The sequence below is a fragment of the Bifidobacterium vespertilionis genome, from assembly GCF_008698145.1.
Lineage (GTDB): Bacteria > Actinomycetota > Actinomycetes > Actinomycetales > Bifidobacteriaceae > Bifidobacterium > Bifidobacterium vespertilionis.
The window spans coordinates 19,004-44,555 of record NZ_RZNZ01000014.1; the positions used below are offsets into that span (position 1 = coordinate 19,004).

16 protein-coding genes are annotated in these 25,552 nt (G+C 63.2%); 11 read left to right on the plus strand and 5 right to left on the minus strand.

Translation table 11 applies throughout. The features are described 5' to 3' along the window. The first annotated feature begins 255 nt into the window (after nucleotides 1-255). From EMO90_RS09490 to EMO90_RS12195, 3 genes are all read left to right on the plus strand, one after another. Nucleotides 256-705: a sterol carrier family protein gene (locus EMO90_RS09490; protein WP_150354182.1), complete on the plus strand. Its 450-nt coding sequence runs from the start codon at nucleotides 256-258 to the stop codon at nucleotides 703-705. After that, entirely contained in the window at nucleotides 696-1,754 is a 1,059-nt protein-coding gene (locus EMO90_RS09495; protein ID WP_150354183.1) for a LacI family DNA-binding transcriptional regulator, read from the plus strand. Before EMO90_RS09490 ends, EMO90_RS09495 begins: the two co-directional genes overlap by 10 nt. Before the next feature lie 1,209 nt (nucleotides 1,755-2,963). Then, nucleotides 2,964-5,252 (plus strand): beta-galactosidase, encoded by a 2,289-nt coding sequence (locus EMO90_RS12195; protein ID WP_190972020.1) that lies wholly within the window; start codon nucleotides 2,964-2,966, stop codon nucleotides 5,250-5,252. A gap of 85 nt (nucleotides 5,253-5,337) precedes the next feature. Here the strand turns inward: EMO90_RS12195 and EMO90_RS09505 are convergent, their stop codons facing one another. Next, nucleotides 5,338-8,265, minus strand: coding sequence for an alpha-L-rhamnosidase (locus tag EMO90_RS09505; RefSeq protein ID WP_190972021.1), 2,928 nt, complete (start codon nucleotides 8,263-8,265; stop codon nucleotides 5,338-5,340). A 344-nt stretch (nucleotides 8,266-8,609) separates the two neighbouring features. Continuing rightward, the gene (locus EMO90_RS09510; protein WP_150354185.1) at nucleotides 8,610-8,975 is read right to left on the minus strand and encodes a DUF3073 domain-containing protein; all 366 of its coding nucleotides are present in this window, start codon (nucleotides 8,973-8,975) and stop codon (nucleotides 8,610-8,612) included. A 140-nt stretch (nucleotides 8,976-9,115) separates the two neighbouring features. Between EMO90_RS09510 and trpS the strand changes: the two genes are divergently transcribed. From trpS to EMO90_RS12490, 3 genes are all read left to right on the plus strand, one after another. Further along, entirely contained in the window at nucleotides 9,116-10,216 is a 1,101-nt protein-coding gene (gene trpS, locus EMO90_RS09515) for a tryptophan--tRNA ligase (RefSeq protein ID WP_150354186.1), read from the plus strand. A gap of 239 nt (nucleotides 10,217-10,455) precedes the next feature. Continuing rightward, nucleotides 10,456-11,154, plus strand: a complete 699-nt coding sequence (locus tag EMO90_RS09520) for a hypothetical protein (RefSeq protein ID WP_150354187.1) — start codon at nucleotides 10,456-10,458, stop codon at nucleotides 11,152-11,154. Further along, nucleotides 11,151-11,888 (plus strand): hypothetical protein, encoded by a 738-nt coding sequence (locus tag EMO90_RS12490; RefSeq protein WP_150354188.1) that lies wholly within the window; start codon nucleotides 11,151-11,153, stop codon nucleotides 11,886-11,888. The genes EMO90_RS09520 and EMO90_RS12490 overlap by 4 nt, the downstream gene beginning before the upstream one ends. A gap of 7 nt (nucleotides 11,889-11,895) precedes the next feature. On the opposite strand, the gene EMO90_RS09530 is transcribed toward EMO90_RS12490, so the two are convergent. Next, nucleotides 11,896-13,491 (minus strand): amidohydrolase, encoded by a 1,596-nt coding sequence (locus EMO90_RS09530; RefSeq protein WP_190972022.1) that lies wholly within the window; start codon nucleotides 13,489-13,491, stop codon nucleotides 11,896-11,898. Between the two features lie 44 nt (nucleotides 13,492-13,535). Continuing rightward, nucleotides 13,536-15,167, minus strand: a complete 1,632-nt coding sequence (locus EMO90_RS09535) for a sodium/proline symporter (protein WP_150354189.1) — start codon at nucleotides 15,165-15,167, stop codon at nucleotides 13,536-13,538. 228 nt (nucleotides 15,168-15,395) lie between these two features. Between EMO90_RS09535 and EMO90_RS09540 the strand changes: the two genes are divergently transcribed. Then, nucleotides 15,396-16,340 carry a hypothetical protein gene (locus EMO90_RS09540; protein ID WP_150354190.1) on the plus strand — a complete coding sequence of 315 codons (945 nt, stop codon included), beginning with the start codon at nucleotides 15,396-15,398 and terminating at the stop codon, nucleotides 16,338-16,340. Between the two features lie 321 nt (nucleotides 16,341-16,661). On the opposite strand, the gene EMO90_RS09545 is transcribed toward EMO90_RS09540, so the two are convergent. Next, nucleotides 16,662-18,575: a threonine/serine exporter family protein gene (locus EMO90_RS09545; protein WP_150354233.1), complete on the minus strand. Its 1,914-nt coding sequence runs from the start codon at nucleotides 18,573-18,575 to the stop codon at nucleotides 16,662-16,664. Between the two features lie 344 nt (nucleotides 18,576-18,919). On the opposite strand from EMO90_RS09545, the gene EMO90_RS09550 reads away from it, so the two are divergent. The 4 genes from EMO90_RS09550 to EMO90_RS09565 all read left to right on the plus strand — a co-directional run bounded on the left by EMO90_RS09550 (nucleotide 18,920) and on the right by EMO90_RS09565 (nucleotide 25,177). Continuing rightward, complete coding sequence (locus EMO90_RS09550; RefSeq protein ID WP_150354191.1) at nucleotides 18,920-21,673, plus strand: phosphoenolpyruvate carboxylase; 2,754 nt, start codon at nucleotides 18,920-18,922, stop codon at nucleotides 21,671-21,673. Between the two features lie 238 nt (nucleotides 21,674-21,911). Beyond that, entirely contained in the window at nucleotides 21,912-22,538 is a 627-nt protein-coding gene (locus EMO90_RS09555) for a response regulator transcription factor (RefSeq protein WP_150354192.1), read from the plus strand. Further along, nucleotides 22,535-23,659 carry a sensor histidine kinase gene (locus EMO90_RS09560; protein ID WP_150354193.1) on the plus strand — a complete coding sequence of 375 codons (1,125 nt, stop codon included), beginning with the start codon at nucleotides 22,535-22,537 and terminating at the stop codon, nucleotides 23,657-23,659. The genes EMO90_RS09555 and EMO90_RS09560 overlap by 4 nt, the downstream gene beginning before the upstream one ends. Nucleotides 23,660-23,815: 156 nt before the next feature. Beyond that, nucleotides 23,816-25,177: an MFS transporter gene (locus EMO90_RS09565; protein WP_150354194.1), complete on the plus strand. Its 1,362-nt coding sequence runs from the start codon at nucleotides 23,816-23,818 to the stop codon at nucleotides 25,175-25,177. The last annotated feature ends 375 nt before the right edge of the window (nucleotides 25,178-25,552 follow it).

A 25,552-nucleotide genomic window follows, 5' to 3' on the forward strand; every position in this document is an offset into this window, starting at 1 on the left:
TGCTTGATGGATTAGTGTAGCTGGATTTCTACGTGACACACCATATTTTTCGTATGAAATCGTTGTCACTACGTAGTTTTTTAGGGAAGCCAGTGACGCCGAGGGAGCGTTAGGCGGGGTTCCACGGGATGGATATCGCGCATTTCCGCACGCCTTCGAGCATATTCAAGCATTCCCGGCCACAATCGGCCTGCTGTCGTCTGATGTTTTCGTCTGTTGTTTCGGTTGACCTCGCTTCATCGCACAATGTCTCTTATGACGGTACTACGGCAACAGGATCTGGGCAAGGGGCGGGACGCCTATGCGCGATGGCGCGAGGCGGCGGGCACGATGATGGCGGCGAGCGGCGGCGCGATCCCGCTCGGGGAAAGGCTCGCATTCAAGCCCGATCTGCCCCGGCCGGTATGGGCGATGGCCGTGCGCTACTCGCTGTTCCTGCTGGAACATAAGGCCCCGGGTGAGGGCGTGGAGGTGCGCGTGGCCCCCTGGGGCGCGATCAAGATCCTGGACGGCCCCGCATCCGATCCACACAACCTCACCCCGCCGGACGTGATCGAGCTCGATCCGGAGGTGTGGATGCGGCTGGCCACGGGCGTGACCACCTGGGCCGAGGAAAAGGATGCCGGTCGCATCAGCGCGGTGGGCGAGCGCGACGATCTGAGCGATCTGCTGCCGCTGACGGACGGGGGCACCCGGTGGCGGTGACGATGCAGGACGTGGCGCGTGAGGCCGGCGTCTCCGCGAAAACCGTGTCCAACGCGGTCAACGGCACCGGCCGCATGAGCACGGAAACCCGCCGTCGTGTGCAGGACGCCATGGCCCGGCTGGGCTATCACGTGAACCGGTCGGCCCAGACCCTGCGGCGCGGGGCGGCGCGGATGATCGGCCTCGCCATGCCCGGATTCGGCCAGCCGTTCTGCGCAACCTACTGCGACAACGTGATCGCCGCAGCCACACGCCGGGGCTACGGCACGGCGATCCTCACCTACGCCTCGCGCGCCGATGGCATCGAGGGGATCATCGAGGAAACGCATCGCATGGACGCGGACGGGTGGATCCTGTTCTCCAACCGGCCCATCCCCTCCTCCAGCCCGCTGCTTGCACAGGGATGCCCGATCGTGATCACCGGCGACTATCTGTCCCATGGCAGGGCCGACGTGGTGATGATGCCCAATGTGGAGGCGGCGGCGCACGTCACCGGATGGCTGCTCGACCGCGGGCGCACGGTGGCGTTCGCGGGCGCGCCGGAGCAGTGGTGCGACGATCGCGGCCTGATGGATGCGGCGATGGCGGACATCCTCCGGGCCCGGGAGGCGGGAGCGGCGATGCGCCTGCGCGGCTACGTGGAGGAATTCGGCCGGCGCGGTCTGGACGTGGATGCGCGGCTCGTGGCCGGCAGCCACAGCATGGGCGTGGACGATGGCATCAGGGCGACGGAGCGGCTGATCGAGCGACGGGCGGGTGGTGTCGCCCTCGATGCGATCGTGTGCGCGAACGATGCCGTGGCGATCGGCGCCATGACCGCGCTCAGGCGGGCCGGACTGGACGTGCCGGGCGATGTGGAAGTAACCGGCTTCGACAACGCGTCGGCCGCCGAATACGCCATGCCGCCGCTGACCACCATCGATCCGGACATCCCGCAGTACGCCCAGCTGGCCGTGGATCGACTGATCGCCCGCATCGACGGGGACGAATCGGCCGCGCGCACCTTCGTCACCGATTTCCGACTGGTCGAGCGCGAATCGACCCGGTAGCCCGCGCCGCGTGACGGTCGGACCGCGTCACCGGGCGGGTGGCCCGCGTCACCGGGAGCGGACGGATCGTCACGGGGCGCGACGTGCGTCACGCGGCGCGGGCGCACCCGGTGACGCACTTTGAAAACCCTTATGGGAGAAGGCCTCCCGGACACCGTCACAGGGAGCGGGCGCACCCCGTGACGCACGTCGCACCCTGTGACGCGGTTTTCGCACCGCGTGACGCGCCCTCCCACCGGTCCCGAAATGCAGAATGAGCAAATCCGACGTCCCGCACCCCAATTGGACTCCAGTCGGCCCCCAGTCGCCCAGTTGGCCTCATCGCAGTGAATTCGCTCATTCTGTCTCGCCCATTCCGCCCGCCAGCCCCGCAAACTGGGCAATTCCAGCCGATTTCCCCGCAAACTGGGCAGATCGGAACAGGACTGACCAATCGTCCTCGCAAACTAGGCGCGCCGGAACGCGATGAGGCATGGCGCAAGGTGGCGTAGGGGCTGCCGCATGATGGCTCGATGATGGTTCAGGTCATACGCTTGCGGATCTGTCAAAATACGGGTTGCGCGGACCGATTTCGGCTCTTCGCAGCACTATCGGGCCGAAAAATGCCCGAAAATCGGCCCAATTATGCTACGAATTGCGGATTTCGGCCCGCACAGCCCGTAATGTTGCGGGTATCACGCGCCTGCGGTACACCCTCCCACAGGCCCCGCAGGTCCCGAGATGCAGAATGAGCAAATCCGATGCCCTGCACCCCCAATTGCCCTCCAGTCAGCCCCAGTCGCCCAGTTGGCCTCATCGCAGTGGATTCACTCATTCTGTCTCGCCCATTCCACCTCGCTCGACTGCCCCACCAGCCCCGCAAACTGGGCAATTCCAGCCGATTTCCCCGCAAACTGGGCAGATCCGGTCATCTGGAGCCCCAAAATCGCCCCTAGATGACCGGATCTGCCCAGTCTGCAAAATCAACGTTCCGATCTGCCCAGTTTGCGCCCTGACTTACCCGGCCCGCTTACCCGGCCCTGCCGCCCGGCCCGACCCGCATCATCAACTGGGCGGATCGGGATGCCGGAGGACCTGCAAGGAAACCACAAGGAACAGGCGGGCAGCGAGGCAAACGCGGACACGCGGATGTTGAGCGCCAGAATGAATCGTGGTTGACTATCCTCAGATGATTCATCGATGAATCAACCAACGGAAGAAGGACCCGCGATGACCACCCATCAGCCACACCAGCCCGCACATCAGCCGCTTCAGCCCGCACAATCGCCCCGCATCCTGTTCGGCGCGGCCTACTACGACGAATACATGCCCTACGATCGCCTGGCCGAGGACGTGCGCATGCTCAAGGCGGCGCACATGAACACCGTGCGCATCGCCGAATCGACCTGGGCCACCATGGAACCGCAGCCGGGCGTGTTCGACTTCACGCACATCGACCGCGTGCTCGACGCGATGGGGGAGGCGGGGATCGGCATGATCGTCGGCACGCCCACCTACGCGGTGCCCAGCTGGCTGACGCAATCCCACCCGGACGTCCTCGCCACCACGCCCGGCGGTAAGCGAAAGCCCGGCCCGCGGCAGAACATGAACCAGTTCTCCGCCACCTACCGGTTCTACGCCGAGCGGGCGATCCGCGCGCTGTCCGCCCATGTGGCCGCGCACCCGGCGGTGATCGGCTGGCAGGTGGACAACGAGACCACGCATTTCGACGTGGTGGACGCCGATGTGCAGCGCATGTTCGTGCGCCATCTGCGCGAACGGTTCCACGACGATCTTGACGCGATGAATCGGGCGTTCGGACTCAACTACTGGTCGAACCGCATCAACGCCTGGGAGGACGTGCCGGATGTGACGGCGACGATCAACGCCTCGCTGGGCGGCGAGTTCGATCGGTTCCGCCGCGCGCTTGTGGCCGAATACATCGGCTGGCAGGCGACGATCGTGCGCGAGTACGCGCGCCCCGACCAGTTCGTCACGCAGAACTTCGACCTCGATTGGCGGGGCGGATCGTACGGCGTGCAGCCGCGTGCGGACGACTGGCTCACTTCCGCGCACCTCGACTACGCGGGCATCGACATCTACCATCCCAGCGCCGCCAAGCTCGACGGCCGGCAGATCGCGGTGGGCGGGGACTTGGCGCGATCGTTCAAGGGCGGCCGCAACTGGCTGCTCATGGAGACCGAGGCGCAGGGCAACATGGGCTGGCTGCCGTTCCCCGGACAGCTGCGACTGCAGGGCTTCAGCCATCTGGCGAACGGATCGGAATCGGTGATGTACTGGCATTGGGCGTCGCTGCACAACGCATGCGAGACGTACTGGAAGGGTGTGCTGTCGCACGATCTCAAGCCCAATCGCATCTACCGCGAGGCCAGCGCGCTCGGCGCGGAGCTGGAGCGGATCGGCGGACGGCTGGCGGGCCTGCGCAAGCGCAACCGCGTGGCGATCATCGCCAGCAACGCGTCGCTGAGCGCCCTGAACCGTTTCCGCATCGATTCGGGCGTGGCCTGGGGCGGGCCGAATTCCACCTACAACGACGTGGTGCGCTGGGTGTACGACGCGCTGTTCGATCTCAACGTGGAATGCGATTTCCTGCCCGGCGATTGGCTGGACGGCGGCACGCTCGGCGATTTCAGCGAGGCGGCGGACGGGCGTGCATTCGGCGACGGGGAGACCGGCGGCGGGTCCGGCAACGCCCGCGTGCAGTCCGTGCTCAAGGCGCTCGAGCCGTACGATCTGGTGATCGCCCCGGCGCTGTACTGCACCTCGCAGGCGCTGATCGATGGCCTGCGCGCGTACGTGGCGCAGGGCGGGCATCTGCTGTCCACCTTCAAGTCGTTCTTCAGCGATCTGGACGCCACGGTGTGGCACGATCGGCAGCCGCACGGGCTGGCTGACGTGTTCGGCGCGGGGTACGACGAGTTCACCAATCCCGACGAGGGCACACGGCTGGCGTTCGCGGGGCCGCTGGACGGCTTCGGCGGCAACGGCAACGATGGCGACTCCGACAAGCCGTCCGATCGACCGCAGGCACTCACCTTCATGGAGCTGCTGGAGCCGAACGACGATGCGGTCGATGGTCAGGCCGGCGACGCGGCCACGCAGGTGCTGGCCCGCTACGATCACCCCGCATGGGGCGATTGGGCGGCGATCACCAGGCACGCCTTCGGCGGCAACGGCGGTTGGGCCGAGCGGATCGGCACGATGACCGATGCCCCCACGATCCGCGCGATCCTGCGCGAGGCGGTGTCCGCCGCCGGCATCGACGACTGGCCGCAGCGACTAGCCGGCACGCTCACCGTGCGACGGGGGATCAACCCCACCGGCGAGCGCCTCGCCTATCTGCTCAACTACTCGGGATCGCCCGTTGAGTTCGTCTCGCCGGTCAGCGGCGAGGATCTGCTGGCGGAGAGCGGCGATTCGGATGCCAACCGGGAGCTCGTTGCGGGCGAGACCGTGACGATTGTGCCCTGGGGGCTGAGGATCGTCGCCGAGCGGTGATTGTGGGGGGAGCGGCGAAGGAGCCTTCGTCACTCACGTTGATTCATCGGTGCACGAGTTAAGGATCCTTCGGCGTCTGGCTATGTCAGACCGTCAAGGGGATGGTCAGACGGTGATGCCCGGCGGGCAGTTCACGCCAGCGGCCAGCACCGCCGCCGTCGCCGCCCATCCGCACGCGCGCGATCGTGTTCGCCGGCACGATCAGTTCCATATCGACCGAACCGCCGGAACCTTGCCCATCGTCCGCACGCCGCCACTTCACCGATGCAAGACCGTTCGGCGTCATGTGCGCGCATTCCGCGGCATCGATCCCGTGCAAGGCGGCCACCGGGGCCACTTCGAACACCGACCAGCCGGGTTCGGCAGGCCGCAGCCCGCCGATCGCCGCATGCATCCAATCGGCCACGGATCCGAGCGCGTAGTGGTTGAACGACGTCATGTCGCCAGGGTTGACCTCCCCGTTGGGCAGCATCGAGTCCCAGCGCTCCCACGTGGTCGTGGCGCCCATGCTCACCTGATACAGCCACGACGGGCAATCGCGCGAGGTGAGCAGCCGGAACGCCTCGTCCGCATGACCGGTGTCCAACAGGGCGCGCAGCACGTAGGGCGTGCCGGCGAATCCGGTGCCCACGGTGTAGCCGTTGTCACGCACCAACTGCGCCAATCGGTCGCCGGCGAACGCGCGACGGGCGGCGCTATCACTCCCGCCATCGAACAGATCGAACACGATCGCCAGGCAGTACGCGCACTGCGTGTCGGAGGTCATTGAGCCATCCTCATGCACGAATCGTCCGCGGAATCCCTCGCGCACATGCGCCGCGAGGGACCGGTACCGGCTCGCATCGGCGCCATCGCCCAACACCGTTGCCATGCGGGCCGCCAGATCAAGCGAGTGCACGGTGAACGCCGTGGCCACCAGCTCCTTCTGGGTCATCGCGCGCGCGGCATCGTCGGGCGGGGCCGTGGGATCCAGCCAATCGCCCAGCTGGCCGCACCACACCTCCGGCCGGCGATCCCACACGCCGTCACTGGCCAGCAGCGAAACCACCTCATCCACCCATCGGCGGGCGAGCGGGTACTGCCGGCGCAGCTGATCCACGTCACCGCCGGACATGTACAGCGCCCACGGCACCATCGTCGCCGCATCGCCCCACAGCGCCACGGCCTGCGGCTGGCCCCAGCCCGGATACGGGTACGGCACATAGTAGGGGACCGTCCCCCAATGCGCGGTTTCGCTGGCCACATCGTCCAGCCAGTCGGACAGGAAGCCATCGGCCTCGGCCAGGAATTCCGCGGTGGGCGCGAACACGGCGATGTCGCCGGTCCAGCCGAAGCGCTCGTCGCGCTGCGGGCAGTCGGTGGGGATGGAGACGAAGTTCGACCGCATGGACCATTCCACATTGCGATGGAGTCTGGTGAGGGCGGCGTCCGAGCAGTCGAACGAGCCGGCCTGCGGCATGGCGGAGGTGTAGACGTGTGATTCCACGGCGGCTGCGACGGCGGCGGAGCCGGTCGGGGCGATGGGCGCATCCGGCCCGGCAGGCGCATCCGGCCAGCCGTCGATGCGCGCGTACCGGAAGCCATGAATCGTGAAGCGCGGTTCCCACACGGCCGCCTTACCGTTCGACGTGTACGAATCGATCTGCACCGCGCGGCGCAGCGGGCGCACGGCCAGGGAACCGTCCGGGTTGAGCACCTCGGCGTGATGGACGGTGATGACGTGGCCGGGTTCGGTGGCCGGGATGCGCAGCTGCAGGCGCTGCGTGCAATTCTGCCCGAAATCCAGCAGGTACGATCCGCCGTCCAGCGCCTTGACGGACATGGGTTTGCGCGGCTCGCCATACCGTTCGACGCCGCGGCAGGACGGGGCGAACAGCCTGGCGTTGTCGAAGGGCAGCTCGCGCACGGGTGTCCAGCCTGCGGCGGACGCGTCGGCATCGCCCTGCGACCAACCGGGCTCCTCAAGCCGGGCATCGTACGATTCGCCTTCATACAATCCGCTGGACACGATCGGCCCGGGCTTGGCCTCCCACCGGCCATCGAACGCGTTCGATGCGATGATCTCCTCACTGCCGTCGGCATACGCCACGCGCAGCTGGGCCCACACGCCCAAACGATCGCCGTAGCAATCGGCCTTGCCGCCGCCGAAGCCGATGCGGCCCCGATACCAGCCGTCACCCAGCCAGAAGCCAAGACCGTTGACGCCATCACACAGCAGGCCCGTCACATCGAACGTTCGATACGCAAAGCGCGTGCGATAGTCGGTCCAGCCCGGCGTCAGGATATCGTCGCCGACGGGCCGGCCGTTGACCTCCGCACCGACCAGGCCGTAGGCGGACAGGTACAGGCGGGCGGCGACCGGGCGATCACGCAGGGAAATCGACGCGCGCACGCGGCCGGGCCTGCGCAGAACGGGATTGCCGCGGGCATCCTCGGCCGATTCGGGCCAATCGGGGCCGACCATATGCGCCACACGACGGGCCGGGTCGATCAGGCCGGGCTCGAATGCGACCGACGGGGACCAGTCCGCGGAATCCACGGGATCTGCAGGATCCGCGGGCGCTGCCGCAGGAGCCCCGGTATCCGGGCCAGCGAGTTCGGATTCCGGCAGCAGGCGCACGGAGACCGTGACGCGGCAACCGGACGCCACCGGGTCGAACGGCCAGGGATGCAGCACATTGGCTTCCGCGGGCACGATCGCGCTGCACACCACGCCGCGCGCCGCATCGTACGTTTCCGGCGCGACGGACGCAGGGGATTGCGCGGATCCAACGGGTCGCGCGGGCTGGTCAAGCTCCACGGACCGACCAAGCTCCACGGATCCGACGGGCGCGAACGGCCGCACGAGCATGCGGATCTGGGCCTTCCGGCCAGCCAGATCGCCGACCTGCGGATCGTACCGCCAGCTGATGCGCGGCGTCCCCGTGCCGATGCCGATCGCATCGCCGTCGAAGTGCTCGATCCGAACATCCGTGATGTCCGAGCGTCCCTGATTGCCCGTGCTGGCGCTCATGCCGGTCTCCATTCCGTCGCAGCTGCCTGTGATCAGCGCTGGTTCCACGATGTACCAATTGCGAGCACTAGCTTATCCGCATATGCTGACGAAAACCGGCACAGGCCTCACGTGGGCGTCTCACGCAGGCACCGCCCACGCACCACCGCCCAGCCGCAAACATCAAAATACGGGCTGCGCGGACCGAAATCCGCGATTCACAGCACCATCGGGCTGAAATTCACCCGAAAATCGGCCCGGAAGCGCTGCGAATCGCCGGAATCGGCCCGCACAGCCCGTATTTGCGTATCAATTCATGTACCGAAACGGACCCCGCGCGCGATCAGCGGCAATCAGAGAGGAGATCAGTCCTTCTTGGGCTTGAGAGCGCTCGGAATCGGCATGGGAATGGGCTTGTGCGGCTTCGGCACGGCCTTGACGACCTTCGGCATCTCGCCACTCGTCGCCTTCGCAGCGGCCTCCGCAGCCCACTTGGCATACTCGTCCAGATCGTCCTCGGGCGTGTCGTGGGCCTCCGGCGCGGCATCGGCGGTATCCGCGACGCGCTCCTGCTCGGCCTCCTCCACATCCGCGAACGGATCGAACGAACCGGTGCCGACCTCCTGCGTGCTGAGCTCCTTGGCCAGCTCGTCGTAGTCGGTGTCCGTTGTCAGGTACTTGAGCTTACGGGCAATTTTCTGCTGCTTTGCTTTCTGACGTCCGCGACCCATGTTGATCCCCTGACTTTACGATTCTCGAGTTTCGATCAATTCATCACAGAAGAGAATACCACTTGTTATGTTGTCGTCTTGAACTTTTACCATAAAAGCGAACTTTTGTACCGTTTTCACACATAAATAAGGGGCAGTCGATGACTGACGAGCAGGCCGAAACCCAGCTGACGGCGGCTGGAAACGAAATGAGCGCGAGCTTCCTGGCGGCGAAGAAGCGATCCGACGAGACGCTCGCCAAGCTGGAGGCCGAGCCGGGCAAATTCACCATGCTGACCGGCGATCGCCCCACCGGCCGCCTGCACCTGGGCCACTACTTCGGCTCCATCAAGGAGCGCGTGGCCATGCAGAACAAGGGCGTGCACTCCAACATCATCATCGCGGACTACCAGGTCATCACCGACCGCGACACCACCGAGCACATCCAGGACAACGTGCTCAACCTGGTCCTCGACTACATGGCCGCCGGCATCGACCCGAAGAAGACCATGATCTACGCGCACTCCGCCGTGCCGGCCGAGAACCAGCTCCTGCTGCCGTTCCTGTCGCTGGTCACCGAGGCCGAGCTGCACCGCAACCCCACCGTGAAGGCCGAGATGGAGGCCTCCGGCCACGCCCTGACCGGCCTGCTGCTCACCTACCCGGTCCATCAGGCCTGCGACATCCTGTTCTGCAAGGCGAACGTGGTGCCGATCGGCAAGGACAACCTGCCGCACATCGAGATCACCCGCACCATCGCCCGTCGATTCAACGAGCGCTACGCCAAGAAGCACCCGGTGTTCCCGGAGCCGGCCGCCATCCTGTCCGACGCGCCGGAGATCCCCGGTCTCGACGGCCGCAAGATGAGCAAGTCGTACGGCAACTCGATCATGCTGGGCGCCACCGCCGAGGAGACCGCCAAGCTCATCAAGAAGAGCCCCACCGACTCCGAGCGCAGGATCACGTTCGACCCGATCGCCCGCCCGCAAGTCTCCGCGCTGCTGACCACCGCCGGCCTGGTGACCGGCCGCGATCCGAAGGAGATCGCCGAGGAGATCGGCGAGTCCGGCGCCGGCGCGCTCAAGGCGTACGTGATCGAGTCCGTCAACAACTTCCTGGCCCCTCACCGCGAGCGCCGCGCCGAGCTGGCCAAGGACATGGACTACGTGCGCGACGTGCTGGAGGACGGCAACAAGCGCGCCAACGAGATCGCCGAGGCTACCCTCGACGAGGTGCGCGCGGCCATGGGCATGAAGTACTGATTGTTTGGTCCCGCAGGGCCAAACAATCAGTATCCTGAGCGAAGCGCATAGCGCGAAGTCGAAGGATCCTTGATTTGCGCGCAGTCGCCGATGATCCTTCGACTTCACGCTTCGGTGCCCGGCCCCGCAGGGTCAAGCCGCAATCCCAATGAGCTCCCCCGCGATGGGGGAGCTTTTTTGTTGCCTGACAATATACACTTCCATTCGATATTCTGAATAATTTTGTGTATACTGGTCTCATGCCCATCACTTCAAGTACCACATTGCTCACCCAACGCGAGACAGCGTTGCGACTCGGCGTCAGCGAGCGCCGGGTCACCGCCCTGCGCCAGGCGCACGAGATCACCGCCCTGCCGGTTGGGGCCGGCGGCTTTCTGATCACTGCGAGCTCCGTGCAGCGCTATGAACGTTGGGCGGGCAAACCCGGAAGGCCCTATTCCGCAGCCATGGCATTCGCCGCGCTGTATCTGCTGTCCGGCGAACCCACGCCTTGGATCGATGCGCCGCATCGCTACCGGCTGCGCCAATACCTACGCACAACCGACGCCGAGAAACTGACGCGCCTGTGCCGCAGGCGGGCGAGAACACTCGAATTCTGGTGCAGGGATTCGCTGATCGGCAAAGCAGCGGCACGGTTGCGCCTTTCGGCGGCCACCGGCCCACTGGCGGCCAAGTTCCAACTGACGGATACCAATGCGCTCGAAGGCTATGCCACGGCCGACGATGCGGAATGGGTCGCGGCGGCATGCCGGATGAAAATCAACGTGGAACCGATCACCGTGCGATTGCGCGTCGCCGACTGGCTGCCCGACGGCGACGGACCGATGCCCCTTGCCGTATGCGCCGCCGATCTCGCGGAGTCCAACGATCCGCGAGAACGACGGGCAGGACTGGAGACACTCGAACATCTTCTCGAACACTTCAGGAGGCGAATATGACCACGACACCTATCATCCACATTCCCGCTTCCGCCCATCCATGGAGCATCGTCTATGCGACCGCGAAAACGGTCGACCCCGACTCATGGCTGCTGACCGGCGGGCTCATGGTGCAGCTGCACGCTATGATGGGCGGACTTGACGTCCGGCCCACCACCGACGCGGATCTGCTGGCGGACCTCATGTCGGACCGCCGAGGCATCAACGAGATCAGGAATGTGCTGTCACGGTATGGTTTCACGGCCCGGACTGGCACACTGACCGGATACACCACCCGGCTGGTCGCCCCGAACGGTAATGTGGTGGATCTGCTCGTGGCCGATCATCTGCCCAAGCACCTTCATGGGGACGCGAAACTGTCAGGCAGCCCAATCCTCCCCATGCCCGGCGGGGCACAGGCCATCGAGCGCAGCATGCACGTAACGATCGCCGACCATGGCAAATCCGTCCTGATCCGCATTCCCGACCTTCTGGGCGCGCTGATCCTCAAAAGCGCGGCGTGGAGTGCTGACCGGGCGGGTTTCGAGAGCCGACATCTGCGGGATGCGGCCATGCTGGCATCGTTGATCGATGATCCGGACGCCGAAGTCAGCCGACTGCACAGCACCACCGATCGCAGACGCCTGCGCGTACTGCGGGATCAACTCACCGAAGATTCCGAGTACTGGGATGGACTGGATGATCGGCATCGGCGGAACGGACTCGACACCATCGAAACGCTGGCGGCCTGGTAGTCACGCCTCACAACCGCCCGTGCGTCCAACGGCCGGCAAGCATCGTCGCGGCCACGGCGGACGGCATCGCGCGCATGTCCTCGGGGGTGCGGATCGCGTAGGGATCGCGGTCGAGCAGGACCAGATCGGCCGGGTCTCCGGGCGCGGGACGATCGCGGCCCACGGCGGTGGAGGCGGTCAGGGCGGTGCGCACGTCGAGGCACTGCTCGGGCTGGAACGGCTCACGATCGGAGCTCTCCGTGCCGAACACGGCGGCGGAGACCGCCAGCCACGGATCGAGCGGGGCGACGGGCGCGTCGGAACCCATGCGCAGGGGCACGCCGGCGTCGTGCAGGGCGCGGAAGGCATAGGGGATGCCGGCCGGATGGGCCCAGAAGCGGGTGATCACGTCACGATCGTCCATGGCGTGCTGCGGCTGGATGCTGGCTGTGAGCCCCAGCGCGGCGAAGCGAGGAATATCGGCGGTTTTAAGCATCTGGGCGTGTTCGATCGAACCGCGCGCGCCCGTGGCCGCGGCCGCATCCAGCACGATCGTATTGGCCTCGTCACCGATCGCATGGCAGGCGATGGTGAAGCCGTGGTCGGTGGCCAGACGCATGTAGTCCTCGATCTGCTCCGGCGTGTAACTCAGCGTGCCGTACGTGGGCGGGGTGATGCCGGAGTAGGGCGTGGAGCAGTAGGCGGATCGGGTGTTGAGCGAGCCATCGGAGATGAGCTTCATCGAGCCCACGCGGCCCAGTCCGCGCGAGCCGGGCAGTTCCATGCCGGTGCGCCAACCGGCGTCGATCGCCGCCCGCAGCCGCTCGGGGTAGACGCCGGCCTCCACGCGCAGACCGTCGATGCCGGCCGCGAACCGGCGGGTCCACGTGTCGATGTTCTCGGCCATCTCGTAGTCGCGCACACCCACCACGCCCTTGCCGGCCGCATCGCGCTCGGCCTCGCGCAGCAGCCGCATGGTCTCCTCGGCCGCGCCGGGCGCGTTGTCCAGCTTGCAGTAGGCGTCGAACCATTCGAGCTCGCCCACCAGACCGGACTCGCCCACATGCACGCCCAGTCGCCGCGCTGCCGCGGAATTGACCCAGCCGCAGTGCATGTCCGCGCTGGACAGGGCCACGGGCTGGTCGCCGGACACCGCGTCGATCGCGGCGAGCGTGGGCTGCTCGTCGTCGGCCCACAGGGAGTGGCGGAACCGCATGCCCACCACGAAGACGTTCGGATTCAGACCGTTCGGCTGGCTTGCCCGACCCGCCTGCGCGCGGCGGGCGGCCAGATAATCGCGCAGCATGTCCATCGCCTCGTGCGCGCTGCGGGCCGGCAGCAGATCGAGCCGGCCGAACGTGGCCGACCACTGCGTGAAGTGCGTGTGGCAGTCCCACAGGCCCGGAATCGCCCATCGGTCATCCGCGTCCGCGACGGGCATGGATGCCTGGTCGCCGGCCTCGTCAATCCCGTGCCCGGCGGGACGGATCGAAACGATCACGCCGTCGCGGACCAGCACATCGAACAGCTCGGTGGCATCGCCGGCGGCCCCGGAAACATCATGGCCGTCAAGGAATCGGACATTGCGCAGCAGCAGCCCGCGATCGGGCACGATCTCACTCATGGCTTCAGTGTAGGCCCGCCGGCCGCCCGGCCAATCGCATGGCATCAGCGCCCGGACGCCGCTTGCCCGGCGGCCATGCCCTCGGCGACCAGCAGCTCGCCGTCCACCACCGAATCGTCCGGCCGGTCCATGTAGTGATCGAACTCGTCCAGCACCTCCTCCGACGGCGGGGCCGTGACCAGCGACACGGCCACGATCGCCAGCAGGGACAGCAGGAATGCGGGCAGCAGCTCGTAGATCGCGAACACACCGCCCAGCGGCTTGACCAGATTGTGCCAGATCAGCACCGCAGCGGTGCCCACGAGCATGCCCGCCACCGCGCCCGGACGGTTCGTGCGACGCCAGTAGAGCGAGCAGAGCATCAGCGGGCCGAACGACGCGCCAAGGCCGGCCCACGCGTAGGAGACGACCTGGAAGATCGAGGAGTTCTGGTCGTACGCCACAAGGACGCCGAACAGGAACATGACGACCAGGGTCAGGCGCGCGACGATCATCACCTGGCGGTCTGTGGCTTTGCGGTGCAGCAGACCGCGGAAGATGTTCTCGCCCATCGCGGAGGCGCCGATGATCATGTACGACGAGCTCGAGCTCATGGACGCGGCGAAGATGCCGGAGACCACCACGCCGCACATGAAGCTCGGCAGCAGCATCTGCGCGGCCACGATGAACACGCTTTCGGCGTCGGTCTGCGTGAGGAAGTGCACGGGCATCATCGCGCGGCCCACCAGGCCGATCATGATCGCGCACGCCAGCGAGGCCACGCACCAGCCAGTGGCGATGATGCGGGACTTGCGCACCTCGGACACGCTGCGGATCGACAGGAACCGCACGAGCACCTGAGGCATGCCGAAATAGCCCAGACCCCACGCGAGCATCGAGATGATCGTGATCACGCCGTACTCGGAGGGCGCGCCGAACACCGCCTGGCCGTCGCGCACAATCTGGCGGCCGATCTCGTCGAGCGCGGGCGTGGCCACGTGCGTGCCGGACACGAAGCCCGGGATGCCGCGCAGGAATTCGGCCGTCTGCTGCACGCCGCCCGCACCGGCGATCGAGCCGAAGAACACCACGGCGAGCGCGAAGAACATGAGCACGCCCTGCACGAAGTCGGTGGCCACCACGGACAGATAGCCGCCCACGATGGTGTAGACGAAGACCACGGCCGCGCCGAGGATCATGGTCAGGTGGTAGTCGAAGCCGAACAGCGTGGTGAACAGCTTGCCCACGGTCACGAAGCAGCTGCCCACGTAGACGCAGAAGAACACGAGAATGATGGCCGCGGCGATGGTGGAGATGATCGACTTGTCGTCGTGGTAGCGCTTGGAGAAGAAGTCCGGGATGGTGATGGCGTCGCCGGCGATCACCGAGTAGCGGCGCAGGCGGCGGGCGACGAGCTTCCAGTTGAGGTAGGTGCCCAGGGCGAGGCCGATGGCTGTCCACATCGGGTCCGCGAGGCCGGTGAAGTAGGCCAGACCGGGCAGGCCCATGAGCAGCCAGCCGCTCATGTCCGACGCCTCCGCGGACAGGGCGGTGAGCCAGGGGCCCACGCCGCGGCCGCCCGCGAAGTACTGGCTGGCGGAGGAGTTGGAGCGGCGTGAGTAGAAGAAGCCGATGCCCAGCATGACGGCGAAATAGATCACCATAGCCAGAAACACCCAGAAATTCGCTGAAACCATTGATCTCCCTATCTCTCGGAAATACCAATTTAACGAGCGGCACCGGGACGGGAAAGGCATGCCGCCATTCGTCTCACATTCAGAACACGGGCGGGCGGCGGGGCGTGAAGCCGCGCGGGGCGCAAGGCGGCACGCGGCAGTTGTGCACCGCGACGCCAGTTGTGCACTTATCCACCGCGGGCCGGGCGCGACTTCCCCCGCCGGGCGCGCGCCGCTAGCGTCGGAGGCATGAACACCGAATCGTATTCGCTGGAGGCGCTCACCAACCTCAAGTATCAGAGGCTCAACGCCTGCGCGGAACTGCAGCGGCGGACCGACCGCAAGCTGGTCTTCGCCCGCTCGGAGGCGCTGGAGCTACTCGCCATCGAAAAGCCCGTCGAGCCCGAAGCCGAGCGACGACGCAAGGATATGGACGTGGTGGTGGCGAGCGCCGGGGAGAAGACGCACATCGAGGGCGTGCGGTTCCTGAGGTGGTCGGGGCCCATAACCACCATCCTCATCAACCGCACGGCGGAATGCACCACTCCCGTATGCACCTGGGCCCATTATGGGGCCATTCTGCCCCTTGAGGAACTGGTGGTGCTGGGGGACGCCATGATGCGCAGAAACCAGCATCTCGCGCGCGCCGAAATGGGGGATTTCATCGCATACCTCGAGCATGCCCGCCAGTTCTCCGGCATCCGCAACTGCAAAATGGCCGTGCGCCTCATGCGGGAGGGAACCGATTCCTCGCAGGAGACGCGGACCCGGCTGGCCCTGCAGCGGTACGGTCTTCCCGAACCCATGGTGAATTACCCGGTGCGGCTCGACAATGGCCGCACGGCATTGCTGGACATGGCCATACCGGAACTTCGCATCGCCATAGAATACGACGGTGCCTATCACCGGAGCAGCAGCGAACAGGTGCTGCGCGACGACAAACGCCGGGAAGCGTTGGAGCGTCTGGGCTGGATCTACATCAAGGTCACCCTGCTGGATCTCGGGGATGAACATAGCGAGGGGGAACTGGCCCAGCGCGTGGCGACCGCATGCGAATCGGTGCTGGGCATCCCTGTGCCGCTCACGGCGCGCATGACGATGCGGGAAGTCTGCGATGCGCGGCGCACGAAGAGAAAACCGCTCTGGGAACGGGTGCCGAGGCAACGCTGGATCGCACGCTGGGTGCACCTCTGAATCCGCAGAGCCTCCAACCACCGTCATCTCGCCGCTATCTCACAAAGTGGGGGCGGATTTCGAGGTTTGCAGAGCGCTATACATCAAAGTGGGGGCGTCGCAATGCGGCAACAAAGCCCGCGCAAAGCCCAAATCCGCCCAAATCGACATCTTTGAAGGTTGAAATCGGCCAATGGCCGACCCGGGAACGCCCCCACTTTGATGTATAGCGCTCTGCAACTGCCCAAATCCGCCCCCACTTTGCAAGATGCCCCGCCCGCACAAGGCGGGCGGGGCATCCAGCCGGCTTCCGGCGGACTTCCGCGGCCGAACCGAAGGGTCTCAGATGTCGTAGCGCCAGGATTTGTCCGTGAACACACGGGCCATGGCCAGCCCCACCGGCAGGCACAGAATGACCATAAAGGCGCGGAAGGCCCAGTCGAGCGCGTTGATGGTGTCGAACCCACCCAAGTAGAACATCGCGCGGTACATGTACATGCCCGGCACCATGATCACGATCGATGGCACGGTCAGGCAGATGCGCGGGTAGCCGAGGTGCGGCGGCAGCCAGCCGTGGCGCACCGACGAGCGCCACGCGAACGCCAGAATGCCGGAGAGGAACGCGCCGATGAACGTGGCCGCCTCCGCCGGCATGCCGAAGTCAGTCAGTTCCAAGCGCAAGGTGTCTGTGATGGCGCCGATGATCGCCGCCACCAGGCACATGCGCTGCGGCGAGTTGAACAGCACGGAGAAGCCCCACACGCCCAGGAACGCGAAGACGAAGCGCAGGCACCCGTTGACCCACGCGTTCAGCCCCAGCGGCTCGAAGCCCTCCGGGTTGAGGTGCACGATCGAGGCGACCATCCATCCGGCCAGCGTGGCCATGAGGATGACGCACAGCACGTAGGTGATGCGCTGGATACCCGACGGGAAGTCGATCTTCGCCATGTCGAGGCCGCCGGTGATGAGCGGGAATCCGGGGATCACGAACAGCATGGCGCCGATGTATGCGGTGTCGTGTGAAAGGGCCACCGGGTCGAACAAACCCACCAGCCTCAGCGTGCCGGTGCAGGCGAGCGCGGCCACGGCCACGCACACGAAGGTGACGAAGAACTGGTTGAGATGGTGGGCGAACAGCCGCCGGCGCAGCCACTGGCCAAGCCCGGCACCCACGAATGCGCCGATCATGTCGTACGGCCCGCCGCCGAGCAGGAACACGAAGGACGCGCAGGCTATGGCGGACGCAAGTCCGGAGAACCACGGCTTGTACAGCGGCTTGCGGCGCTCGATCAGATCGAGCCGCTCGTGCGCCTGCCTCACGGTGATGCCGCGGTGCTTGGCGTCCTTGGGCTTGGCGCCCACATGGTCGAAGTGCTCGGCGTACTCGCCCTTGGGCGGCTGATGGACGCGCCCAGCCTTGTTGGCGCGCGCGCCGCCCTCGGGGGCCGCGTCGACGAACCCCTCCTCGCCGAGTTGCCGGCGGTCGTGCGCGTCGCGCTGGGCCAACCGCGCCGCAACCCGGTCGCGCACGGCATCGCTGTCCCCGTTGAAGACCTCCTCCTCGTCGAACCGCTCCTCGTCACTGGTCCGGCTCTCCACCGGCACGATGGGCAGCTCGTCGGCGAGCAGCTGGTGGGCCTCCTCATTGTCGTCGTTCAGGGACCGGCTGGCCTCGACTTCAGCCTCGACTTCGGCCTTGGCCTTGGAATCCGCCGTCGACGCCTCGGCCGCCTCGCGCTTGAGCGTGTTCACGCGCTGTGCAAGCTCTATGGCCTCCACCACCGGATCCTCCGAAGCCTCGCCGCCCTGCGCGGCCTTGATCTCCTCGCGGATCTTCTTCGACAGGTCCGCCGAGTACTGGGAGGCGTCGCGCTCGTCGAGGTGCTGCACCACACCTTCGGACAACTTGGACTGCACGTGGTACATGGAGCTCTTGCCCAGATTGACCGCGAACCAGTCGGCGAAGTGCTCGAGCAGCCAGATGCGCTCGGTGTTGACGCCGGTGGTGGGCAGGTCGATGACCTCGGTGATGCGGTTGCGCCCGTCCGTACAGGTGGCCTCGATGTCCGTGAGGTTGACGTCCGCGCGCACGTGCACGCCGAGCGGATACGCGATGCGGTGCATCATCTCGCGCACGCGGAAGCTTCCGGTGCCGGCCCCCAGATCCAGCGTGCCGACGCGCACGATCACGCTCGCCTTGGCGGCGATGCCCGCGTCCACGATCGGCTTGTCCCAGTCGCGCGCGATGTCCTCCATGTCCAGGGGGATGGAATGGGTGTGGAATTTACGGACCGCGTTGGCGCCCACGGGTTGCGTGGATCGCGACGATTTCTTCTCTTGCCTGCGTTTGAGGAAGTTCCAGCTCACAAGGCCATATCTACCCCCATCCCCAGAAATTCCCGCCTGCGCCCGCCGGACCTGATAGCCCCGCCCACCATGCAACCGCTCGTAATAAAAGTGTCGATTTCGCGCCTAGAATGGTGCGCACTGAACCAATCGGGCTCAAGGCTTTGGGCTTGGTACGTCCGTCCCCACACAACCGCGGAGGAGCCGCGGAAGGGCGGTTGACGAGCAACCGGAGGCCCGGTAAAGGAGGGTTGATGACAACACAAGATCAACAGATCAATGCCGCGGACGCCAGCATCCTGACATCCGGCACGGGCAAGAAGGGCCCCGAGGAGCATGATCTGCCGACTTCCCTCAAGCAGGACATGGACCTGTGCCTGCGCATCCTGAGGGACGTCCTGGGCGAGTTCGACAAGAACCTGCTCGCCCAGTTCGACACCGTCCGCGCGTACGCCGTGGAGGCGAGCGCCGAGCACTTCGGCGGATTGACCGATCCGAATCCCGATGAGGACGGACTGGCCGAGGCCGTGAAGACCATCGACGCCATGAACCTGCACGACGCCCAGCTGCTGGCGCGCGCCTTCGCCACGTACTTCCATCTGGCCAACCTGTGCGAGGAGAACTACCGCGTCTCCGTGCTGCACAGCCGCGAGGCCAGCGTGGGCGAGAACGAGGCCGTCGATCCGATCAACGAGATGACGCTGGCCTACCACCAGTTGCTGCAGGAGATGGGACCGGCCAAGGCCCGCGATCTGCTCAACCGCCTGGAGTTCCACCCGGTGTTCACCGCGCACCCCACCGAGGCCCGCCGCAAGGCCGTCGAAGGCAAGATCCGCCGCATCTCCGAACTGCTGGAGCAGCACAAGCTGCTCGGCGGCACGGACAAGAAGGAGAACTGCCGTCGTCTCTACAACGAGATCGACGCGCTGTTCCGCACCTCGCCGATCGCGCTCAAGAAGCCGACCCCGGTCGAGGAGGCGGACACGATCCTCGACATCTTCGACAACACGCTGTTCCACACCATCCCCAAGGTGTACCGCCGCTTCGACGACTGGATGCTGGGCGACAAGGCCGGACTCGTGGAGCCCGTCTGCCCCGCGTTCTTCCACCCGGGCAGCTGGATCGGCTCCGACCGCGACGGCAACCCGAACGTGACCGCGAAGGTCAGCCGCCAGGTGGCCCGCAAGTTCTCCGACCACATGCTGGCCGCCCTTGAGGAGGCCACGCGCACGGTGGGCAAGAACCTGACGATGGAATCGGAGACCACGCCTCCGTCCATGGACCTCAAGAGCCTGTGGAGCCATCAGAAGGAAATGAGCGAGCGCTTGACGGACAAGGCCGCGCTGATCTCCACCAAGGAGCTCCACCGCGCCGTGATGCTGGTGATCGCCGATCGCCTGCACTACACCATCCTGCGCGACGCCGACCTCATGTACCACACCTGCGACGACTTCATCGCCGACCTCAAGGTGGTCCAGCACTCGCTGGCCGCCGCCGGCGCGAAGCGCAGCGCCTACGGCCCCCTGCAGGATCTGATCTGGCAGGCTGAGACCTTCGGCTTCCACATGGTGGAGATGGAGTTCCGCCAGCACTCCGTGGTGCACGCCCGCGCCCTCGCGGACATCCGCGAGCACGGCCTGCACGGCGAGCGCGGCGAGCTGCAGCCCATGACGCACGAGGTGCTGGACACCTTCCGCGCGCTGGGTTCCATCCAGAAGCGCAACGGCATCAAGGCCGCCCGCCGCTACATCATCTCCTTCACCAAGAGCGCGCAGAACATCAAGGATGTCTTCGAGCTCAACCGTCTGGCCTTCGCCCATCCGGAGGATGTGCCGGTCATCGACGTGATCCCGCTGTTCGAGCAGCTTGAGGATCTGCAGAACTCGGTGGACGTGCTCGAGGAAATGATCAAGATCCCTGAGGTCCAAGCAAGGCTCAAGGCCACCGGCAACAAGCTGGAGGTCATGCTCGGCTACTCCGATTCCTCGAAGGACGCCGGCCCCACCTCCGCCACACTGGCCCTGCATTCCGCACAGGAGCGCATCGCCCAGTGGGCCGAGTCGCACAACATCGATCTGACCCTGTTCCATGGCCGCGGCGGTGCCGTCGGTCGTGGCGGCGGCCCGGCGAACCGCGCGGTGCTGGCCCAGCCGGTCGGCTCCGTGAAGTGCCGCTTCAAGCTCACCGAGCAGGGCGAGGTCATCTTCGCCCGCTACGGCAACCCGGTGCTGGCGGTCCGCCACGTCGAGTCGGTCGCGGCGGCCACACTGCTGCAGTCCGCGCCCAGTGTGGAGAAGCGCAACACCGAGATGACCCGCAAGTACGCCGAAATGGCGGCCGAGCTGGACGAGGCCTCGCACGAGCGCTTCCTCGACCTGCTCAACACCCCGGACTTCGCCCCGTGGTTCTCCACGGTCACGCCGCTGACGGAGATCGGCCTGCTGCCGATCGGCTCCCGCCCGGCCAAGCGCGGTCTGGGCGCCAAGTCCCTGGACGATCTGCGTACCATTCCGTGGATCTTCTCCTGGGCCCAGGCGCGCATCAACCTGGCCGCCTGGTACGGCCTCGGCACCGCGTGCGAGAAGTTCGGCGACCTCGAGACCATGCGCGAGGCGTATGAGGAGTGGCCGCTGTTCTCCACCTTCATCGACAACATCGAGATGTCTATCGCGAAGACCGACGAGCGCATCGCCAAGATGTACCTTTCGCTGGGCGACCGCGAGGATCTCAACGAGAAGGTGCTCACCGAGATGGAGCTCACCCGCAAGTGGGTCCTCAAGATCGTGGGTGACGAGTGGCCGCTGCAGCACCGTCACGTGCTCGGCCAGGCCATCCGCATCCGCTCGCCGTATGTGGACGCGCTGTCCGTCACCCAGATGCTCGCCCTTCGTTCGCTGCGCAAGAAGGTGGACAAGGAGGAGCTCAGCAAGGACCAGCAGGCAGGGTTCATCTACCTGATCCTCTGCACCGTTTCGGGCGTCGCGGCCGGCCTCCAGAACACGGGCTGATCCGCGGGTTGCGCGTCCGCTTCGGCGGGCCGCACGCGCTCCGGCGCACAAGTATGAGAGGGCCCTGGCAAGACTCGTCGGCATTGCCGATCGGGTTCCCGCGAGGGCCCTCCTCGTTGCCGTGGGCACTGTTGTGGACAGATGCCATGTATCAGGACGGTGAAGTCCTCACTCACATTTATTCAATTAATGATCATCGATAGCATAATGCAAATAATTCTAAGTTATTATTAATCATGTGGGAAAGCAATATAGAGAAATCAAATCGGTAGCACTCGGCATCGTGGATAACGATGCAATGGCTTTACAAGCTCTGGATATACTAATTCGCAGACAGCATTCTCCTTTGGATATCATATGGACATGCACTTCAGGAAAAGATGCATTGCTATATTGCAAGGAGATCGAAATCCCAAACGTTGTACTTCTTGATATTGAATTAGAAGACTTAAATGGTATGACATTATCTCAACATATTCATGAATTATATCCAACTGTAGCAACAGTTGGAATTACAGCGTTCCCAATTCCCACCAATAATGCACAACTCAAAAATGCACATTTCAGCAATATTGTTCATAAAGATATAGCAATCGAAAAACTATTACAAACTCTTGGAAAAGCTGTCAATAATCATATATTATCAAGATGGACATCATCAGATCAAGCTTCCCCTTTATCCAATATGGAGCTGGAAATCATCCGACAGTCAGCTCGCGGCCTTACATATGCTGTAATGGCAAGAAAATTAGGCATCAGTGAGCAAACTGCCAAAACATATGCTCGTCGCGCCTATGAAAAATTAGGCGTGCATAGTCGAGCTGAAGCTGTAGCACGCTGTGCAGAAGAAGGTCTACTCATATGAAACGCAAAGCAATATTGCAACAAATAATAAAGAATAAAATGTATAGCATTGGATCTATCATTTGTTTTCTACTTGCTTGTGTAGATATGTCCATACAGCCGCCTGTTTCACCCATAGGCATACTTGTCTCACTAATTTATTGTATTCTTCTATGGACAATTGTTTTATCACCATTTAAATCAGCATGTGCCCTAGCCATGCTAAGCCTTGCATGTTTCATAGCCCCATTTACCATAGATGCCCCAACAATCTACTGGGGCTCCTGGTATGGATTAGCCATCATGTCAACCGCAGGTGAATCATTAGTTCCAACGATAGCATTCGCGATTACGAACGCATTAATTTCTGCATCAAGTAGTATATACGCTGGAATGGCTATAGCAAGTGCAGCAACGATGTCCTCTACATTCATTGTCGCAGCTTGCATTGGAATATATGCACATCAGAGGAAAATTAATGCTCATCAAAAAGCAAAGCAACTTGCATTAGAGAGTGAACTGAAACAAAAAGATAGGGAGCTACATCTACTACGATATTTGCACAATAATGTAGTAGGAGATATTTCCTATGCTATCTCTCTTATTAGATTACACAATAACAACAATCTCAAAAATGCTGAACATACCCTTCTATCTGTCAATCAGCAAATAAGAGAAGCAATAAAGGATTCGAATACTTATATTCAGAATGATAATTCTGCCAATATCAGTAATTATACAACTGAAGACCTTCAAATATTTTTACACCGACTCGACGAAAAACTGAAGAACTTAGGCTTTGACGGTAAGTGTGTCATTATAGGAACAACATCTTTACTGTCATCAGATCAAATAAATCTATTAGCTGAAATATCATCAGAAATTTTTAATAATATTATAAAATATGGTTTACCAGATCACTACACTTTTGTTATTCAGATAAATGCAGAATCTGGAATCTTACTCGCCTCTTCGAATGTTATCGATAGCAATACCATCGACAGCGGATCATTGGGACTGAAACTCATAAGAGAATCCCTAGAATCCATCCATGGATCACTTCACACTAATGCCAGTAATAATGTATGGGATATACTAATCAATATCCCTTTACAGTCAAAAATTATCAATCCAATGATATAGACACAATTAACACTATATACTTTCGTGTGACAATAACTGAATATCACCTTGGCGTTCTACATCATCCGATCGAGTAAACTGGGAGTGTTTTCTCATTTCAGTGACGAGAAGATATGCGATCGTGTTTCTGAATTTCATTCGGGGAAGGACAACGCCATGAATACGACAACGAAGTCATCAAACGGCAACAACGGCTCCGGAGGCAATGGCAACAAGCATCATGAATCCGTCAATTTGTGGCGCGAGACGGATTACGGGAAGTGGTTCGTGGCTGATTCCTGCACGTCGATGTCCACTAGCATCCAGGACTTCGCACTGCCATTGATCGCGCAATCCATTACCGGATCCGCAGTGCTGGCCACGCTACTCAATTCGATCATGACCGCGTGCGCCGCGGTGTTTCGTCTGCCTGGCGGGTATCTGCAGGATCGGTACGATCGTAAGAAACTTATGGTCATCTTTGGCATGATCGGATTCGTGATGTTCGCCGGCTGCTCGGCCATGCTGGCTCTGTCGCCGCTTGGCTACGCCGCACTGATCATTCTCGCTTTGGTGTTGGGCACGCGAACCGGGTTGCTTGGCAGCACATCCAACACGATGCTGCGCGGGCTGGTACCAGACGCCCAGCTGCCGAAGGTGATGAGCATGAACTACAGCCGCGATTCGGCGATCGACCTGATCGGCGCCCCCATCAGCAGTGCGCTTATGATGATCGGCAACTGGGTGCCGATGGTCGCCAACGCACTGCTCAACCTGTTGGAAGCCATAGCCTCCACGCGAATCACACGGTATTGGAAGCCCGAGCACAAGCATGAGTCCACGAACGGCGCCGCCCATGAATCACTGTCCTCCCGCTTGCGTTCCTTCGTCATCGAAGCGACCAGCGGCTTGAAGTGGCTGCTCACCGACCCGTTCCAGCGGCGCATGCTCATCGCCGAGATGTTCTGCTTCCCCTGCTTCAACGCCTTCATGCTCATCACGCTGCTGGACGCCAACCAATCGGGCACGTCCCAAGGCCTGCTGCTTGCCACTGTGCTCAACGCCTCGCTGTCGGTAAGCATCCTGATCGGCTCCCTGATCGCCAACTTCATGATCGACCGAGTCAACGGCGGCATTCTGGTGATCGTGGACATGACCATGCTGAGCATCTGCACCGTCACCGTTGCGCTGGTGGACAACGCGATCGTGAAGATCGCGATCCTCACCTGCGCGCTGCTGCTCTTCCCGGCCGGCAACGCGGTGATCAGTGGCTTTTGCGCGTCGATCGTAAGTCCCGGCAACCAGGGACGCGTGGCCGCCGGCGAAACTATGCTGTCGCTGGGCATCTCGCCGATCGCCACCCTGCTGGCCGGCGTGGCGATGCAGCACTTCGGATACCGGGCGACAGCAGTCACGCTCGGCGTCCTCATCCTGCTGTTCGCGCTGCCCACACTGACCCTGCGACCGATCCGCACACTTCCCAAACCGGACAAGTGGCAGGAGCACTTGGACAACAGCCCGGAAATCCACAGGTTCTAAGCGGGCACAGCATGGGAGGGCCCTCGCAGGACTCGTCGGCATTGCCGATCGGGTTCCCGCGAGGGCCCTCCTCGTTGTTGGTGGCGTTGCTGCGGGCTTTGTAGTACGAACGGACGATTTTGAAGCGAAAACCGTCCGTTTGTACTACAGAAACGCCAGCTCGGGCCAATGTTGCCTAATCTGCATTTTACTGATATCTTATCGTTATTCCTGTTCTTGCAGCTATCAATGATGAGGCTAGTTGAGATCATCATATTTACACTATAATTTCATTTACACAAGGTGCGTTTACAGTTACATTTCATCATTTAAAACACTTGATAAGGCATTATACAAATCATCATTGAATTCATATTATGATCTCATAGATCGGAA